General features: G+C 69.0%; 16 protein-coding genes. 8 read left to right on the top strand and 8 right to left on the bottom strand.

Features of this window, described 5'->3' with window-relative positions; genetic code table 11:
• The first annotated feature begins 1 nt into the window (after position 1).
• From IE260_RS24235 to IE260_RS24225, 3 genes are all read left to right on the top strand, one after another.
• Entirely contained in the window at positions 2-1,240 is a 1,239-nt protein-coding gene (locus tag IE260_RS24235; protein ID WP_189875292.1) for an acyl-CoA dehydrogenase family protein, read from the top strand.
• Positions 1,240-2,340 (top strand): phosphotransferase family protein, encoded by a 1,101-nt coding sequence (locus IE260_RS24230; RefSeq protein ID WP_229881164.1) that lies wholly within the window; start codon positions 1,240-1,242, stop codon positions 2,338-2,340. Before IE260_RS24235 ends, IE260_RS24230 begins: the two co-directional genes overlap by 1 nt.
• 81 nt (positions 2,341-2,421) lie before the next feature.
• Positions 2,422-3,735 carry an MFS transporter gene (locus IE260_RS24225; protein WP_189875288.1) on the top strand — a complete coding sequence of 438 codons (1,314 nt, stop codon included), beginning with the start codon at positions 2,422-2,424 and terminating at the stop codon, positions 3,733-3,735.
• 89 nt (positions 3,736-3,824) lie between these two features.
• On the opposite strand, the gene IE260_RS41860 is transcribed toward IE260_RS24225, so the two are convergent.
• The gene (locus IE260_RS41860) at positions 3,825-4,052 is read right to left on the bottom strand and encodes a DUF6510 family protein (RefSeq protein WP_373303397.1); all 228 of its coding nucleotides are present in this window, start codon (positions 4,050-4,052) and stop codon (positions 3,825-3,827) included.
• Positions 4,053-4,369: 317 nt separating this feature from the next.
• On the opposite strand from IE260_RS41860, the gene IE260_RS24220 reads away from it, so the two are divergent.
• The 3 genes from IE260_RS24220 to IE260_RS24210 all read left to right on the top strand — a co-directional run bounded on the left by IE260_RS24220 (position 4,370) and on the right by IE260_RS24210 (position 9,065).
• Entirely contained in the window at positions 4,370-5,614 is a 1,245-nt protein-coding gene (locus IE260_RS24220; RefSeq protein ID WP_189875399.1) for an NADH:flavin oxidoreductase/NADH oxidase family protein, read from the top strand.
• A 914-nt stretch (positions 5,615-6,528) separates the two neighbouring features.
• A complete protein-coding gene (locus IE260_RS24215) occupies positions 6,529-7,449 on the top strand; it encodes an acetoacetate decarboxylase family protein (RefSeq protein ID WP_189875286.1) in 921 nt (306 codons plus the stop codon).
• 17 nt (positions 7,450-7,466) lie between these two features.
• A complete protein-coding gene (locus tag IE260_RS24210; RefSeq protein ID WP_189875284.1) occupies positions 7,467-9,065 on the top strand; it encodes a succinic semialdehyde dehydrogenase in 1,599 nt (532 codons plus the stop codon).
• A 773-nt stretch (positions 9,066-9,838) separates the two neighbouring features.
• Here the strand turns inward: IE260_RS24210 and IE260_RS41855 are convergent.
• On the bottom strand, positions 9,839-10,075 hold the full coding sequence (locus IE260_RS41855) for a hypothetical protein (protein ID WP_229881163.1): 237 nt from the start codon (positions 10,073-10,075) through the stop codon (positions 9,839-9,841).
• Positions 10,076-10,218: 143 nt separating this feature from the next.
• Here IE260_RS41855 and IE260_RS24200 point away from each other — a divergent pair, with 143 nt between their 5' ends.
• Complete coding sequence (locus IE260_RS24200; RefSeq protein ID WP_189875282.1) at positions 10,219-10,827, top strand: TetR/AcrR family transcriptional regulator; 609 nt, start codon at positions 10,219-10,221, stop codon at positions 10,825-10,827.
• Between the two features lie 31 nt (positions 10,828-10,858).
• Here the strand turns inward: IE260_RS24200 and IE260_RS24195 are convergent, their stop codons facing one another.
• The 6 genes from IE260_RS24195 to IE260_RS24170 all read right to left on the bottom strand — a co-directional run bounded on the left by IE260_RS24195 (position 10,859) and on the right by IE260_RS24170 (position 15,250).
• Positions 10,859-11,221, bottom strand: coding sequence for a histidine phosphatase family protein (locus IE260_RS24195; protein WP_189875280.1), 363 nt, complete (start codon positions 11,219-11,221; stop codon positions 10,859-10,861).
• 227 nt (positions 11,222-11,448) lie between these two features.
• Positions 11,449-11,847 (bottom strand): YunG family protein, encoded by a 399-nt coding sequence (locus tag IE260_RS24190; protein ID WP_189875278.1) that lies wholly within the window; start codon positions 11,845-11,847, stop codon positions 11,449-11,451.
• Between the two features lie 311 nt (positions 11,848-12,158).
• Positions 12,159-12,530, bottom strand: coding sequence for a DoxX family protein (locus tag IE260_RS24185; protein WP_189875276.1), 372 nt, complete (start codon positions 12,528-12,530; stop codon positions 12,159-12,161).
• A gap of 91 nt (positions 12,531-12,621) precedes the next feature.
• Complete coding sequence (sigJ, locus tag IE260_RS24180; RefSeq protein WP_189875274.1) at positions 12,622-13,515, bottom strand: RNA polymerase sigma factor SigJ; 894 nt, start codon at positions 13,513-13,515, stop codon at positions 12,622-12,624.
• Positions 13,516-13,915: 400 nt separating this feature from the next.
• Complete coding sequence (locus tag IE260_RS24175) at positions 13,916-14,248, bottom strand: hypothetical protein (protein WP_189875272.1); 333 nt, start codon at positions 14,246-14,248, stop codon at positions 13,916-13,918.
• Between the two features lie 318 nt (positions 14,249-14,566).
• Positions 14,567-15,250: a TetR/AcrR family transcriptional regulator gene (locus IE260_RS24170; protein ID WP_229881161.1), complete on the bottom strand. Its 684-nt coding sequence runs from the start codon at positions 15,248-15,250 to the stop codon at positions 14,567-14,569.
• Between the two features lie 161 nt (positions 15,251-15,411).
• Between IE260_RS24170 and IE260_RS24165 the strand changes: the two genes are divergently transcribed.
• Positions 15,412-16,959 carry a bifunctional 3-(3-hydroxy-phenyl)propionate/3-hydroxycinnamic acid hydroxylase gene (locus IE260_RS24165; protein WP_189875270.1) on the top strand — a complete coding sequence of 516 codons (1,548 nt, stop codon included), beginning with the start codon at positions 15,412-15,414 and terminating at the stop codon, positions 16,957-16,959.
• Positions 16,960-16,992 lie beyond the last annotated feature (33 nt).

The following is a 16,992-nucleotide window of genomic DNA, read 5'->3' as shown; positions in this document are numbered from 1 at the left end:
CATGACCTTCACTCACCTCCCTCCCGATGTGGCGGAGTTGTGTGAGCGCACACGCCGATTCATACGTGAGGTCGTCATCGACGCGGAACCCGCGCCCGGTGAACGCCTCGACCAGGTCACGCGTGACCGGCTGCAGGCGGCGGCGAAGGAAGCAGGAGTCTTCGCGCCGCACGTGCCGAAGGAGTACGGAGGGCAGGGGGTGCCCATCGAACACTGGTCCCCGATCCTGCAGGAGGCCGGCTACTCGCCGATCGGCCCCAGCGCGCTCAACTGCATGGCACCCGACGAGGGGAACATGCACATGCTCAACCTGATCGCGACCGAGGAGCAGAAGCACCGGTACCTCGTGCCGCTGGCCGCGGGAGACATCCGATCCTGCTTCGGCATGACCGAGCCCCATCCGGGGGCCGGGTCCGACCCGGCGGCCCTGCGGACCAAGGCCGTGCGCACCTCGGATGGCTGGATCATCGACGGCCACAAGCGGTTCACCAGCGGCGCCGTCGGCGCCGGATTCTGCATCGTGATGGCGCGGACGCCGGCCGTGGACGGTTCCCCCGAGGGGGCCACCATGTTCCTCGTCGACATGACGAACCCGGGCCTCAAGGTCGGTGAGGCGATCCACACCATCGACCGCTCCATCGACGGCGGACATCCGCACCTCTCCATCAAGGACTGCTTCGTCCCCGACGCCGCAGTGCTGGGTGAGGTGGGACTCGGTTTCCGCTACGCCCAGGTGCGGCTCGGTCCGGCACGTCTCACCCACTGCATGCGGTGGCTGGGACTGGCGCGGCGGGCACTCGACATCGCGCTGGACCGGGCGGGGCGGCGGGAACTGTTCGGCGGTCCGATCGACTCACTCGGTCTGGCACAGAATCTCATCTCCGATTCGGTGATCGACATCGAGACGTCCGACGCTCTCATCTCCAAGACCGCGACTCTCCTCCACACCGACCCGAAGGCGGGCTCGGCGATGTCCTCGATCGCAAAGGTGCACTGCTCGGAAGCGGTCTTCCGCGTCGTCGACCGTGCCATCCAGATCTGTGGCGGCGACGGGGTCTCCGACGGGCTTCCGCTGGCGCAGTACCTCAACGAGGTCCGCCCGTTTCGCATCTACGACGGTCCCAACGAAACCCACAAGTGGGCGATCGCCCGCCGGGCCTCGGCCGGCAGAAGCGCGGCGGTCCGGGCCGGTGAGCGCTACCAGGGCGACGCCGTCGTCGGCCGGGGCGGGGGCGCGTGATGCACACCGTTCCCGACGGGGTGGAGGTCGTCGCGAGCTGGGACGCGGCCCGGCATCTCGAAAGCCCACCCCTTCTCGTCGTCGACGCGGTCACCGACTTCCTCGACACGCACGGTGTCGGGCACGGTCCGATGGCGTGGCAGCGCATCGGTGACGGCCAGTCCAACATCACCTATCTGCTCCAGCGCGGCGGCGACTGCGTCGTCCTCCGTCGAGGCCCGCGCCCGCCGCTGCCGAAGTCGACGCACGACATGGTGCGCGAGGCCCGCATCCAGAAGATCCTCCGCGGGCACGGGGTGCCGGTGCCGGAGATCGTCGCCGTCTGCGAGGACGAGTCGCTCCTGGGCGTGCCGTTCTACCTCATGTCCCGCCTCGAGGGGACGGTCGTCACCGACGCGATCCCGTCCCACCTCTCCTCGCTCGAACAACGGGGCGCCACCAGTGTGGCGGTCGTCGACACTCTGGTCGCACTGCACCGCATCGATGTGACCAGGGGGGAGCTCGCCTCCTTGGGATCCCCCGACGGATATCTCCGACGCCAGGTCGACCGTTTCAGCGGACTGTGGGAGGTCAATACTTCACGCAGTCTCCCGGCGGTGGAACGGATCGCGGACTGGCTCGGCCGTAACCTGCCGACGAGCCAGGCCGCCGCGGTGGTCCACGGTGACTACCGCATGGGCAACCTCATGTTCGCTCCGCACGCACCCGCCGGGGTCCTCGCGGTCCTGGACTGGGAGATGGCCACGCTCGGTGATCCGTTGGCAGACCTGGGATACATGACCGCCACGTACTCCGAGGCCGGTGCGCTCCCCACTCCCCTGGAACTGACACCGGTGACCCGGGCGCCCGGCTACCTCACCAGGCTCCAACTGGCGGACCGCTACCGGTCTCGCACGGGCCTCGACCTCACCCCGCTCCCCTGGTATCAGACCCTCGCACTGTGGAAGGCCGCGATCTTCTGCGAGGCGATCTACACCCGCTGGCGCCGCGGCGAACGTCCGGACGACACGGACTTCGGTCCGTCATTGGAAACGGGTGTCCCCCGTCTGCTGGACATGGCCGCACAGTACGCCGGCTTGATCCCGGCCCCCCGCGCCTGACGCCTGACAGCCTCTCGGCACCACTCACCTCTGGGCACCGGACGTCACTTCGCCCTGCCCGAAAACAGTGAAGGAGCAGTCATGAGCAACGCGAAGACAGGGCCCGAGGCAGCGACCGGGGGAAGAACCCATCCGGGCCCCACGCTTCGGTCGAGACGCAAGTCTCTCTTCGCCAGCACGGTCGGCAATGTTCTCGAGTGGTACGAGTGGAGCGCCTACGCGGTGTTCGCGCCCTTCATCGCCACCGTCATGTTCAGTTCGTCCGACCAGGTGTCGGCACTGCTGTCGACGCTCGCCGTGTTCGCGGTCGGCTTTCTGATGCGCCCGCTGGGCGGCATTGTCTTCGGACGGATCGCCGACCGGCGGGGGCGCAAGTTCGTACTGATCACCACCATGCTGATGATGGCCGGCGGAAGTCTCGTCATCGGCCTCATGCCCACCTACGCCTCGATCGGGGCCTGGGCCTCGTTGCTCCTTCTGCTCGCCCGCATGGCGCAGGGGTTCGCCCACGGCGGGGAGTCCGCGACGGCCAACACCTACGTCGCAGAGATCGCTCCGAGCGAGAGCCGCGGCCTGTGGGGAAGCATCGTGTTCGTCGCGATCTTCGGAGGCTCGGCCGTCGCCTACTCGGTGGGCGGAGCGGTGACATCTCTGCTGTCCGACGGCGCGGTCGGTCAATGGGGCTGGCGCATCCCCTTCGTCTTCGGCGCCCTCCTCGCCCTCGCCGCTCTCTACCTGCGCCGCAGCATGGACGAGAGCGAAGTGTTCTCGGACGAGAAGTCCAGTGACGAGGCTCAGCCGTTGCCTCGCAAGCAGGTGGTCCGTGCAGTCTTGCTCGTCATCACGATGACCTCGGGGATCACCGGTGCTCACTACACCTGGACGTCGTACGTGTCCACCTACGCCATCACCCAGAAGGGCATGGATGCCGGCGTCGCCTACTGGTGTTCTGTCGCAGCCCAGTGCATCGCCCTGACGACCCTTCCTCTGTGGGGTCGCATCTCCGACAAGATCGGCCGCCGCCCCATGATGCTCACGTTCGCGGCGCTGATGATCGCCTTGCAGATCCCGCTCACCAGCCTGATCGGCTCAGAGGGTTGGACGCTCCTGGTGGCTTCCTCGGTCGCACTCGCCGTCGTGGCCATCCCGGGAGCGCTTCTGTCGGCCACGATGTCGGAGACCTTCCCGACACGGGTGCGCACGCAGGGCATCGGGTTCGCGTACTCCGTCTCCGTCGCCGTCTTCGGAGGCACCGCACCATATCTGAACCAGCTCTTCAACGAGTACGGCGTGGCCCGGCTCTCCAGCTTCTACATCATGCTGCTGTGCTCATTCACGGGTATCGCGTGCTATCTCATGCGGGAGACCAGGGGGATTCACCTGAAGGACGCCTGACAGGGGGACTGCCCGTGGCTGGTCCTCGACGCCGCGGCTCATGGCGCGGTGGGGAGGAAGGCTGGAGCGGAAAGCGCTCGCCCCGCTGCTCAGCTGAAGCCATAGCTACTGGGGCCGGGTGACGACGCGCAGGGCGGCGGCGGCACAGCCGGGGCAGCGGGCAGTGGGCAGTGGGCAGTGGGGCCGGGCTCGGGACCGTAGACGTGCAGCTGAGCCACGGTCGCGAACAGGCGGCAGGACGGACACGACCGCCAGGATGTGGTCGGGTCGAGGGCGAAGACCTCCCCGAGCGGGCCGGCTTGGTTCAGGTTCCCCACGCCTGAACCAGCTCCGCCCAGGCACGACGCTGCGGGGTGACGACACTTTCACCTCGGACTGGGTGCTCCGTCCCATGGGGTCACCGGTCCGGGACGGCGCGTACCCACGCAGGCGGGAGCCCTGACTGCTGTCGACGCGTTCATCGGGGCGCATGGGAGTCGTCGCCAGCCAGACTCGCGCCTGCGGTCGCCACAGGGGCACGAGTCACTCGCCTGCGACGTACCCCACACCCTTCGATGTTTACGATGATTACATTGATGCCTTAATGTGAGTGGTGCAAACATCGTAAGCAATCAAGATGGAAGAGAGAACCGGTATGACCAGCGAGCTGTTCTCACCACTGCCCCTGCGCTCCGGGCAGGTGCTGAAGAACCGGATCGCGAAGGCGGCCATGGAGGAGAACATGGCCGGTGACGGCCAGCTCCCCGACGAGCAGTTGTTCACGCTGTACCGACGCTGGGCCGCCGGCGGCACCGGGCTGCTGATCACCGGCAACGTGATGGTGCACGCCGAGGCACTGACCGGCCCCGCCGGCGTCGTCCTCGACGAGAACGCTCCTCTGGATCCCTTCATCGACTGGGCGAAGGCGGGCAAGTCCGGCGGTGGTGCGATCTGGATGCAGATCAATCACCCCGGCCGCCAGGTGGCCTCCGACATGCCCGGCGTCGTGTGGGGCCCCTCCGACATCGGCGTCAGCCTGGGCAGGCACAGCAGCCGCTTCGGCCGTCCGACCGCCATGACCCCACGGCAGATAGAGGACACCGTGACCCGGTTCGCCGTCACGGCTCACCGCGCCGAGAAGGCGGGCTTCGACGGCGTAGAAGTCCACGCCGCGCACGGCTATCTCCTCTCGCAGTTCCTCTCCCCTCTGGTCAACAAGCGCACCGACCAGTGGGGAGGGTCTCTGGAGAACCGCGCCCGGATGCTGCTCGACATCGTCCGCGCCGTCCGGGCCGCCGTGTCGCCGGCCTTCGCGGTCGCGGTCAAGCTCAACTCCGCCGACTTCCAGCGCGGCGGATTCGACGCCGACGACGCCCGACAGGTGATCGCGATGCTCGAACCCCTCGGCGTCGACCTGGTCGAACTCTCCGGCGGCAGCTACGAAAGCCCGGCGATGACCGGCCGTTCCGCCGACGCCCGCACCCGGGCCCGCGAGGCCTACTTCCTGGACCTGGCCAAGGACCTGGTCAAGACCAGCCCGCTGCCACTGATGCTCACCGGAGGCATCACCCAACGCGTCACTGCCGAAAGGGTCCTCGACAGTGGTGTGGCGGTCATCGGCATGGGCACCGCCCTCGCCGTCACCCCCGACCTGCCCGACCGCTGGCACCAGGGCCGCGAGGCCGACCGTCACATGCGGCCGGTGAACTGGTCCGACAAGGCCCTCGCGTCCGCCGCCAGCATGGCTCAGGTCCGACACCAGATGCGCCGGCTCGCCCGCGGAAGCAACCCCAGGCCCGGCACCCATCCGGCGATCGCCCTGATCTCCGAACAGCGCAAGCAGCGCAAGGCCCTGCGCAACTACCGCGCCTGGCTGTCGAAGCCTCGGGTTGCAGCCTGAGCGGAGCCGACCGAACGGCGGAGCTCAAGTCGGGGCAGACGTGCAAAGCACCCGCGGCCCGGTGCTACGGCCGGGCTGCGCAAGGCACATGCGACGGGAAGCGTCTGGGCGCCCGCGACCACACCGCCCTGACAAATGGAGCGCGAACATGGCAGCACCGGCCCAGAATGCCAGCGGCCTCAAGGACTTGGAACTGCCCCGAGCGACGAATCGTCACCCTCAGCCGACGGCGGTTCCTCGGCCCCTCGACGCGGCAGTCCATGAGGAGTCGTCGAGCGGCAACGGCGCACCGGGCTCACCTACCTCGGCAGAGCTGGTGTCCGCCGGGTCCGATGGAGAGACCCCGCGCGAGTCCGTGGCCCTGCCCGGAGCCGTGAGCACAATGTGGTCCAGCATTCTCTCCACCGCCTGTCACCGACTCGGGGGCAGCCGATGAAGGCTGTGCACGGGCAACCCTCCGTACACAGCACGGTCGCCCTTCTCCTCAGGTGGCGGGCTGTTCCGGGTGGCGAATGCGCCGATGCAGCACCAGCGCCGAAGGCGCTCCGGTTGGACCATTCTTCAGACTCGCGGAATGCACTTCAGACGAACAGGTAACTGAACGAGTAAGGGTGAAGGCGGCGCCAATCCGGAATACGGAGACAAGGCCCGAGTACCGACTCCGGCCCTCCCTCGTTGTCGACCGCAGTTGGCTGGTCACCGGAGCCGCGCTTGAACGTCGTGCCGAGGTCGTACTGCGCAATCCCAAGAGGCCGAAAAGTAATCACTGAAGACGCTGCCGCCGAGCGCCTCGTAGAGCCCCTTTTCCAAGATCGGCAGCTATTTCACGGACCCCCGCACCAGTGTTGACAGTGCACACATGGCGCTCTACAGTAATGTATGCACCGCTTACATGAGATTGAGGAATCCACACCATGTCTTCGACGCAGAAGGACACCGTCAAGGTCGACCTGGGAGGCCGCGAGGTCACGGTCCCCAAGGGAGGCCTGTACGACCGCTACCGGATGAACCCCGACCTCGACGAGATCGCCCGCGACCCCCGCGTCAGCAGCGTGGACTTCTTCCGCCGGCTACCCAAGATCAAAGTCGACTCCCCGATCGGCGCCACGCTCACCCCGAACTTCTACTACACGATCTCCACCGCCCGGCTCACGATGCTCGCGCCGTCCCGCGCGATCCGCACCCGCCTGCCCGAGGAACTCTCCCCGCTGGAGATCGCCCCCGGACTCGGGCTGGTCTCGGTGATGTTCTTCCGCTACGACGTGTGCGACATCGACTTCTACACCGAAGCCGCCGTCGGCATCGCCGTCAAGCCCGCGCGGCACGGCAAGCTCGGCTTCTTCGACCTCGTCACCGGCCTGAAGAACGAGCACCTCGACTCCTACGTCCTGTCCCTTCCCGTGAGCTCGGACATCGCCCAGGTCCGCGGCCACGACGGTTACGGATTCCCCAAGTGGGTCACCGACCTCGACGTCGACATCAACCACCACCGGACGACCGCCCGCGTGGCCAACGACGCCGGCGGCGTAGACCTGTCACTCCTGGCGAACACCCCCGCCCAGAGGGCCTACGTGAGCGGGGAGCGCGTCGGCTCGCTCACCTCGTACACGAAAATCAACGGCGCATGGCACTCCACTCTGAACCAGACCAACGTCCTGAACGCCGGCACGACGCGCAGTACCAGCGGCATCGCCCTCCAGCTCGGTGAGGGCCGCATGTCCGACGACCTTCGGTCGCTCAAGCCGAAGCGGACCATCCAGTTCGACGTCATGACCGAGGGTCAGGCCGCCCTCCACATGCCGGTGCCCACCTCGGTCCAGAGCCGGAACAAGTAGCAGCAAGGAGTCCCGCCATGGTCACCGACCACGCCAGCCGCCCCACGGCCGCCCGCGGCCCGGGCCTGCCCGCGTCCATCACCCCGGCTCTGCTCGAGCGGCTGACCGCGCAGGTCTCGGCCGCGCCGGATGCATCGCGGGTCACCACCAGCGCCCCCTACACGGGCGTCCCCCTGGCCGACTTTCCGGTCTCCACGCCCGAAGACGTCGAGGCCGCGTTCGCCCGTGCCCGGATCGCCCAGAAGGCCTGGGCCGCCACACCGATCGAGGAGCGCAAGAAGATCCTTCTGCGCTACCACGACCTCGTCCTGGCCCGCCAGGACGAAGCGCTCGACCTGATGCAGGCCGAGAACGGCAAGACCCGCCGCGACGCATTCCTCGAGGTCGTCGACATCGGCATCGTCTCCCGCTACTACGCCCGCAACGCCGCCAAGTACCTCGGCCCCAAGCGCCGCCGCGGCGCGATCCCGCTGCTCACCCACACCACCGAACTGCGCCACCCGAAGGGCGTCGTCACCGTCATCTCCCCGTGGAACTACCCACTGAGCATGGCCGCCAGCGACACCATCGCCGCCCTCATGGCCGGCAACGCCGTCGTCCAGAAGCCCGACACCCAGACCGCGCTCACCGCCCTGTGGTCCATGGACCTCATGTACGAGGCCGGACTGCCCGCGGGCGTGTGGCAGATGGTGATCGGCCGCGGCAGCTCCATCGGTGGCACCCTGATGGACAACGCCGACTACATGATGTTCACCGGCTCCACCGCCAGCGGCCGTAAGATCGCCGGCGACGCCGGCCGGCGCCTGATCGGCGCCTCTCTCGAGCTCGGCGGCAAGAACGCCATGATCGTTCTGGACGACGCCGACATCGAGAAGGCCGCCGATGGTGCTGTCGCCGCCTGCTTCCCGTCCGCCGGCCAGCTGTGCGTCTCCATCGAACGCCTGTATGTGGCCGAATCGATCCGTGACGAGTTCATCGCCGCGTTCACCGCCCGTACCAAGAACCTCAAGATCGGCGCCGCGTACGACTACAGCATCGACGTCGGCAGCCTCACCACCCCGTCCCAGCTCGAGACCGTCGCCGAACACGTCGACGACGCCGTCGCCAAGGGCGCCACCGTCCTCGCCGGGGGCAAGGCACGGCCCGACCTCGGCCCCCTCTTCTACGAACCGACGATCCTCACCGATGTCACCCCCGACATGACCCTGTACGACCACGAGACCTTCGGCCCCGTCGTCTCCGTCTACTCCTACCGTGACATCGACGAGGCCATCTCTCTGGCCAACGCCACCCCCTACGGCCTCAACGGGAGCGTCTGGACCCGCAACGGAGCCCGCGGCCGGGCCGTCGCCGCCCGCGTGCACGCGGGCACCGTCAACGTCAACGAGGCCTTCGCGGCCGCATGGGGAAGCATCGACGCGCCGATGGGTGGCATGGGCGACTCCGGACTCGGCCGGCGCCACGGCGCCGACGGCATCCTCAAGTACACCGAACCCCAGACCATCGCCCACCAACGGATCCAAGGCTTCACCCCACCCGCCCGCATCAGCCCCGAAACCTGGGCCACCCTCCTGACCGGAGCACTCAAGGTCCTCAAGGCAGCCGGCGTCCGCTGAACCGCGGCTGCCGTGCGACCACGGCCCCGATCGGGGCCACGCCATGACAAGAGGGCTGCCCGCCCACAGGGCAGGTTCGCCCTCTTCACCTTGTCCCACGCGGAACGCGCACCCGGCGCCGCTGTCACCCGGCGAGCTCGTACACGGCGGACGGCGTCGCTGGGAGAGCTCGCGACGAAGTTGCCCTCGTGGGAAAGTGCCCACTGCTGCCTTGCAACCGTTGCTTTTCGGCAGGGGGAACCGGCCGGTGGCATCCTGCAGGGCAGGTTTACCGGCCCCCGGTGGGCTGTCTCTGGACAGCCAGGCGCGGTAGCGGCGCAGAGCCTTGCGCTGTTGGCGCCGTTCGGAGATCAGGGCGATCGCCGGGTGGATTCCGGGCGCGGGTTTGCTTCCGCGGGCGATGCGGCGTGCCAGGTGGCGCACCCGCGCCATACTGGCGGACGCGAGAGCCCTGTCGGTCCACGTCACCGGTTCCATCGGCCAGTCGGCCTCGCGGTAGTTCTTCCAGCGGTCGGGCAGGTCGGGGGTGACGGCGAGGGCGGTGCCCATGCCGACGACCGCCACACCACTGTCGAGGACCCTTTCGGCAGTGACGCGTTGGGTGATGCCTCCGGTGAGCATCAGTGGCAGCGGGCTGGTCTGGACCAGGTCCTTGGCCAGGTCCAGGAAGTAGGCCTCGCGGGCCCGGGTGCGGGCGTCGGCGGAACGGCCGGTCATCGCCGGGCTTTCGTAACTGCCGCCGGACAGTTCGACCAGGTCGACGCCGAGGGGGTTCAAGTATCGCGATCGTCGTCGGCGTCGAATCCGCCGCGCTGGAAGTCGGCGGAGTTGAGCTTGACCGCGACCGCGAAGGCCGGCGACACGACGGCCCGGACTGCGCGGACGATGTCGAGCAGCCCGGCGCCGGCGGCCCAGCGTCGGTACAGCGTGAACATCCGCTCGTCGGGGAGCCGGCCGTCACCGGCCATGTTCTCCTCCATGGCCGCCTTCGCGATCCGGTTCTTCAGCACCTGCCCGGAGCGAAGCAGTAGTGGCGCGAACAGCTCGCTCGTCCTCCGCGGTTTCCCTCTTCCCTTTCGATCGCTTAGGATGTATGCGGCGTTCACATTGGAGAGGTAATGTGAGCACTGTAAATTTCAAGGGAATGCGACCCATGCCTCAGGACACGTATCACCACGGCGACCTGCGCGCCGCCTGCCTGCGCGCCGCGCGCGAACTCCTCGAAGAGGACGGCAGCGCGGGCCTCTCGCTGCGCGCAGTCGCCCGGCGCGCCGGGGTGTCGGCCACGGCCCCCTACCGCCACTACGCCGACCGCGACGCGCTCGTTTCCGCGGTGGCCGCCGAAGGCTACCGAGAACTCGCCGGGCACCTGGCCCAGGCCCATCCCGCACCCTCGACCCCCGACGAACTCGCCGCGGTCGCCGTCGCCTACGTCCAGTTCGCCCTGGAACACCCGGCACTGTTCAGGGCCATGTTCGCCGAGCCCTGCGATCCGACCAGCGAGGAACGGGTCGCCGCGACCGCCGCCATCTCGGAGTACGTCCGCGGCATCGTCCAGTCCACCTTCCCCGGCGTGGACGCGGACGCCCTGTCCACCACGGTGTGGGCCCTCGTCCACGGCTTGGCGTTCCTGCACCTCGACGGCAAGCTCGACACCTCCACCCCCGAAGTCGTCGCCGCCCAGGTCCGGGCCGCCGTCCACGCGCTGTTCAACGCCTCCCGGGCGATGGCGCAGACGGCGACCACGCAGACAGCGGTCTAGGCCGTCGGCACCAGTCCGGTCTGTGGGGACGTCAGCGGTAGGTGCGCATATGGGACCTGTCGCCGACGAGATGGGCGTGGTCGTCGAAGGTCAGCGGAGTGGTCCCGGACGCGCCGGCCGCAAGGGCGGTGACGGAGGCGTCGACGGTCACGCGGTTGAGGGAGACGACGCCCTCACGGGGCAGTGAGAGCAGTGCGCTGCACAAGGCAGTAGGCAGGCCACCCGAGGTGACGACGGCCGCGTCGCGCCCCCGGCCGAGCGAGGCGGTCGGCTCGGCCGCGGCGCGCTCAGAGAACGCGGTCCACGTTTCGCCGTCGGTCGCCTCGGCGTCCCGCATCCATCCCAGCAGGGCATGATCGAACAGGTCCTGCACCGACTGGGCCTGCTGGGACATGGGCGAAGCGGGCGATCACGGCAAGGTGGTCGTACGCGTTCCAGCCCGCGTCCGCGGCTGCTTGAATCCGGCTGCGTCCGCGACAAGACGGGCCGGGCCAAGGACGACGCCCTGATGTCCACTGTCCAGTACCGATTCGATTCGATCACGCCCAAGGCGCCGGCCACCGCCGCCGTCGACCAGCTCTGCACCAAGGCCACGTCGTGGACCGGCTGATCCCGGCCTCCTCAGACCGGTTCCGGAAGCGGACCGAGGTACTTGATGACACGCTCACGCAGGAGGAGGTACTCCTCCCAGCGGCGGGGTAGCGGGCCGGGCGGGCGCTCCACGACTCGGGCGGCCGTGATGGTCTGTCCGTGCTGGAACTGCTCGCGAGTCAGGTCGAGTTCGACACCGCTGGGCAGCCGGTTCCACCAGTGGAAGCCACGCTGGGTCCCGTCATGGTGCACCTCGCCCACTACGAGATCACCGCCGAAGACGTCGTTCACGATCAAGGCCGTGACGTCACAGTGCCCCCAGGCCGGGTTGCCGGGCTGCCAGTCGGCCCGGTCATCGGGCGAACAGGTGTCGGCGGCCCAGCCGGCGCGCAGGGCCTTGTCGAGATCGAGCAGGTTCCAAGGTGACATGCCGCCAGCATCGCAGCCGCCGCTGACAACAGAGACGGCGCAGGCGCCACGAGCCCGGCTTCCTGAGCGCCGGCATCCGACTGACGGACTGGTTGATGTCGATCGCGTCGCCCAGGAAGCCGCCCATAGGCGGGGTGAGAGTCGGGGTGGTGCTGGCACGGCTGTGGGCGATTGTGGGGAGCGCGTCCAGGTACGTGCGAGAGCCTGCTCGTTGTCCCGAAGGCGGAAACGTCCGCCTGCCCGCGTCGCGTGTGCACCGCCTTGTGAAGGGCCTCGACCTTCGCACCTCCCCCGTCCCTGCACCCGTGGTCTCACAGCTCCCAGGCGCCGCCCAGGCCGTAGTGGGCGAGGTTGACGGCCAGGGCCGCAACCACAGCCACGAAGAACACGGACCAGAGGGTGAAATCGTGGTCGCGCACCCGCACGTGGGCGTAGAAGGCGCCGACGAAGTACAGCACCAAGCAGGTGGCAGCGAGCGTACCCAGCAGCGGCACGGCGATCCCCGACAGCAGACCCAGCGTGCCCGCCGCAAGCAGCATGCCCATCACGGGTGTCCAGGACCCGGGCACGCCCAGCTTCGCCGCCTGGCTCTTCGGGATCTCGTGGCCGATGAGACCGAGCACGCCGGCCCAGCCGCACAGGAACGCCGCGATCAGAGTGACCGTGAGGTAGAGAGCGAACACGGGGTGTCTCCGTTTCCGTGAGGGGTGCCAGTGGTTCGCCTCACGGACGAGACAGCGCGCCGAATCGTGACGCGGTCCCGCATGGCCTGCGTCACATCATGACGCCTGTCAGCTTCTGAGGGTTGCTGACCATGTGGATGGTGTCGACCGCCCCGTCCACCAGGTGCAGGACGCCCGCCAGGATCGGCGTGCTTCCGGCGAGGACGACGATCCCGGGGCCACCGTTGACCGCAACCACCCGCGCGGTCGAGTCGTGGGGCCTGCGCCGGAAGAGGACGGTGACCGCGCGGGCCACGTGCTCGGCGCCGTGGATCGGCTTGCGGGGCGCGCCGGTGAAGCCGCCGCCGTCGCTCACCATCGTCACGTCGGGCGCCAGCACCTCCATCAGGGCCCGCAGGTCGCCGCCGGCGCAGGCAGCGAGGAAGCGTTCGGTGGCGCGCAGCCGGGTGACCTGGTCGGTGTCGTAGCGACGGCGGCGCGCCTCCACGGCCTTCTTCGCACGGTGCGCGATCTGGCGTACCGCCACTTCGCTGCGCCCGACGCAGCGCGCGGTCTCGGCGTGGCTGTAGCCGAAGACCTCGTCGAGCACGAACACCGCGCGCTCGACCGGGGACAGGCTCTCCAGGACTACGAGCATCGCGGTCGAGACCGAGTCGGCGAGCAGCACGTTGTCGGCGACGTCCGGGCCGGTCAGCAGCGGCTCGGGCAGCCAGGGGCCCACGTATGCCTCGCGTCGCACGTGCGCGCTGCGCAGCCGGTCGATCGCCAGCCGGATGGTCGTGCGTACGAGGTAGCCCTCGGCGTCCGCGACATCGGCCATGTCCTGACGGCTCCAGCGCAGCCAGGCGTCCTGCACCACGTCCTCGGCGTCGGTGACGCTGCCCAGCACTCGGTAGGCCACGGCGTGCAGCAGTCGGCGGTGCTCGACGAACCGCCGCTCGGCTTCGGCGGTCCCGGACGGGTGCGGCCCCGCGTCACCGGACATGCGGCCCCTCTCGTTCCGTGCCCACGAACGGGCGACGCGGTTCTCCCCACGAAGCGTACGGTCCGGCCCATCCTCACGCCGCCGTGGCCCCGAGGGGTCGAGCGGTCCAGCGCCGGCACGTCCTTCCAGCACAGCCGCTGGGGCCGTCGGCCCAGGGCCCGCTGATGCTGCTCGACGGCGACCAGACAGCGCGTACCGCGCAGGCCGACGCATCGCCACCGGCACCCACCCACCGCACGTCCCGATGCGCTCAGCCGACCACCCGCCTGCACAGACCAGGCCGTGCACGGTGCCAGGCTGCGTACGACAACCCACTCCCGCAGATTCCTGGCGGACACACGACGGCCTGGCCGGGCATTGCCGCCCGGCCAGGACATGAAATCGACACCGTCTGTGGAAATCAGGTCAGCACATTGCCGCTTCCATTACCGGTCCCGTTGCCGTTGACCGTGTTGTTGTTCCCGATGATGATGATGGTGACAGGGGAGCCGTCGTTGCCGCCGTAGCGCTTGTGCTTTTGCTTGCCGTACTTGCTGTAGTCGTTATGTTTCTTGTGCTTGTTTTTGTTGTATTTCCTGTGGTCACCGTGGTCCCCCGCAGTCGCGGTCACCGCGCCGGCCTGCGGCGCCGCCGGGGCAGCGAACGCACCGGTCGGCATCAGCACACCTCCTGCCACCAGAGCGGTCGAAGCGGTAGCCGTCACGAGACGCTGCATCCGAAAGGCGCGGGGCATGGGAATTCTCCTCCAGCAAAAGGGGCGGGGTACCGCACGAAGCGGGCGGGCCGGCTGCTCTCCGCCAACCCATGACTCAAGTAAGCCCCAACAGAAACAACGCGTCACGTCACTTGAACCCGGGGCTTGACAAAACCGGCGACGACCAGAGTGGGCCGGCCCTCCGACAGCGGCGAGTGTTTCACCCCCATGGACGTCCCCCGGCTGGCTCGATCCGGCGGGCCCCTTCAAGGGCGACGCGTTCACGTGTCGGTCACTGGGTCCGGCCCCGCCGTGTGGCGTCCCATGCACCCCGAAGCCGGGCATGCCGGCCCGCCGTCAGGAGCGCAGGCCGGCGGCGATGGACTCACCGAGGGTCGCGACCGCGTCGGTGAGCAGGTCCATCGCCTCGGCCATCGAGCGGGAAGGGTCGGCCTGCCAGGCGACGAAAGCCCCGTCGAAACCGGCGATGGCGAAGTAGTCCAGCCGGTCGGCCACGGTCTGCGCGGCCTTGGGGCCGTACTCGGCGAACGAGTCGGCGATCATGCGGTTCATGTGCGCGCGGCCGTCCCGCCGCACCTGTTCGATGATCCGGTCGACCTCGGCGGCCTCGGCTTCCTCCGCCGCCTCGGCGTTCATCACCAGGATCAGGTGGAGCCGCAGGAAGTCCGGGTTGGCGAGGAAGACCTCCCCGGTGCGCCGGAGGTACCAGCCCAGCCGCTCCCGTGCGCTCCCCTCGTGCGGGGGGTGCTCCTGCGCCCGCGCCATGTGCTGGAAGAACGCGTAGGCACCGTGTTCCATCACCGCGGAGAGCAGCCCGCCCTTGGAGCGGAAGTGGTGGTAGACCGCGCTCTTGGGCAGCCCCGTCTCCTTGCTGAGCGCCGAGAGAGTGGTCGCCGCGTATCCGCGTTCGGCCATGAGGCGTGACGCGACCTCCAGGATCTCCTCCCGGGAGCGCCGCCCCCTGCGGTTTCCGGTGTTGTCGCGCCTGGGTTCCACGCGCTGCAGCATACCTGCGCTCATGCGCCGGAAGATCAGGCCCCCGGCGCCGGAGTGGGTGCTGATTCTGCTGTGCGGAATCCGTGACGCACCCTCTTGACCGGCCTTTTTCAGCCGTGTGACAGTCGCCACTATTGGACCGAACGACCGGTCTAAAACATGGGACGAACGGCAAGGAGGCCGCCATGCCCCAGAACTTCGACGCGGACGTCGCCGTCATCGGCTACGGCCCTACGGGCGTCGTCGGTGCCCTGACGCTCGCCCAGCAGGGCGCGCGAGTGATCGCCTTCGAACGGGACAGAGAGATCTACCCCCGGGCCCGGGCGGTCACGGTCAACGACTGGACCATGCGGATCTTCCAGAGCCTGGGCATCGGCGAGCGCATCGAGAAGGTGATCGACCCGCAGCGTGCCCTGCGCTGGGTGACGTACGACGGGCACGAGGTGATGCGCATCGAGCATCCGCCGTCGGCGCTCGGGGCCAGGGCCCGCTTCTACAACATCTACCAGCCGGTCATGGAGAGCGAGCTGCGGTCCTGTGCACAGGACCAGGGCGACCTGATCTCGGTGCGCTACGGCGCCGAGGTGACCGAGATCGAGCAGGACGACTCCGGGGTCACGGTCACCACGACCGACACGGCCACCGGCCAGGTCCACCGGTACCGGACCCGGTACGCGATCGCCGCGGACGGCGGCAGCAGCAGGACCCGGCAGCGGCTGGGCATCCAGCTGCTCGGCGACACCAACGAGGTCACCTGGGTGGTCATCGACTGCCGGGTCAAGCGCTGGTGGCCCGACCGCGACTTCCTCACCTTCTGGACGGACAAGGAGCGACCGGTCGTCGACATCGCACTGTCGGCCGGCAACCACCGCTGGGAGATCCCGCTCAAGCCGGACGAGACCGAGGCCGACTTCCCCACCGGCACCGAGGTGTGGCGCCTGCTCGAGGCGCTCGGCGTGAGCGAGGACGACGTCGAGATCCACCAGCACGCCTTCTACCGGCACCACGTACGGATGGCGCACACCTGGCGCTCCGGCCGGGTCTTCCTGGCCGGCGACGCGGCGCACCTGATGCCGCCGTGGGCGGGCGCCGGAATGCAGACCGGCATGCGCGACGCGCACAACCTGGGCTGGAAGCTGGGCCGGGTGCTGGCCGGACGGCTGCCCGAGTCCTGGCTCGACACGTACGAGGCCGAGCGCCGGCCGAACGCGGCGTTCTACACCGGGCTCGCGGTGCAGCTCGGCCGGGTGATCGAGCAGAAGATCTCCGACGAGGAAGCGGCGGCCCTGTCCGCGCCGCCGCCCGAGGGCCTCGTCACCCCGTTCGAGCCGCCGCTGATCGCGCCTCCGGTCCTGGAGGGCGGCTGGCTGCGCGGCCCGCTCGGCGACGCCAGCATCGTCGGCCGGATGGTGCCGCAGCCGGTGGTCGGCGACACCGTCGGCCGGATGGTGCGCCTGGACGAACTGCTCGGCGACACCTTCGTGCTGCTCGGCGACGACGTCGATCCCTCGACGCTGCTGACCGGGGAGGAGCGCCGGCAGTGGGACGCGCTGGGCGCCCGCTACTGCGCCGTCCGCCCGCAGAACGCCTACACGCACGGGCCCGACGAACTCGTCGACCTGGACGGCGTGCTCGGCCCCTGGCTGCGCCGCTACGGGGTGCGCGCGGTGGCCGTGCGCCCCGACCGCTTCGTGGCCGCCGCCGACACCAGCGGCCTCGCCGTCCCCGCCTGACCGACCACCCACCCATCTGCCGAAGAAGGAGAG

Source organism: Streptomyces viridiviolaceus, from assembly GCF_014650995.1.
GTDB lineage: Bacteria > Actinomycetota > Actinomycetes > Streptomycetales > Streptomycetaceae > Streptomyces > Streptomyces viridiviolaceus.
Note: the sequence above shows the minus strand (reverse complement) of the source record. Positions and strands in the feature narration are given on the sequence as shown.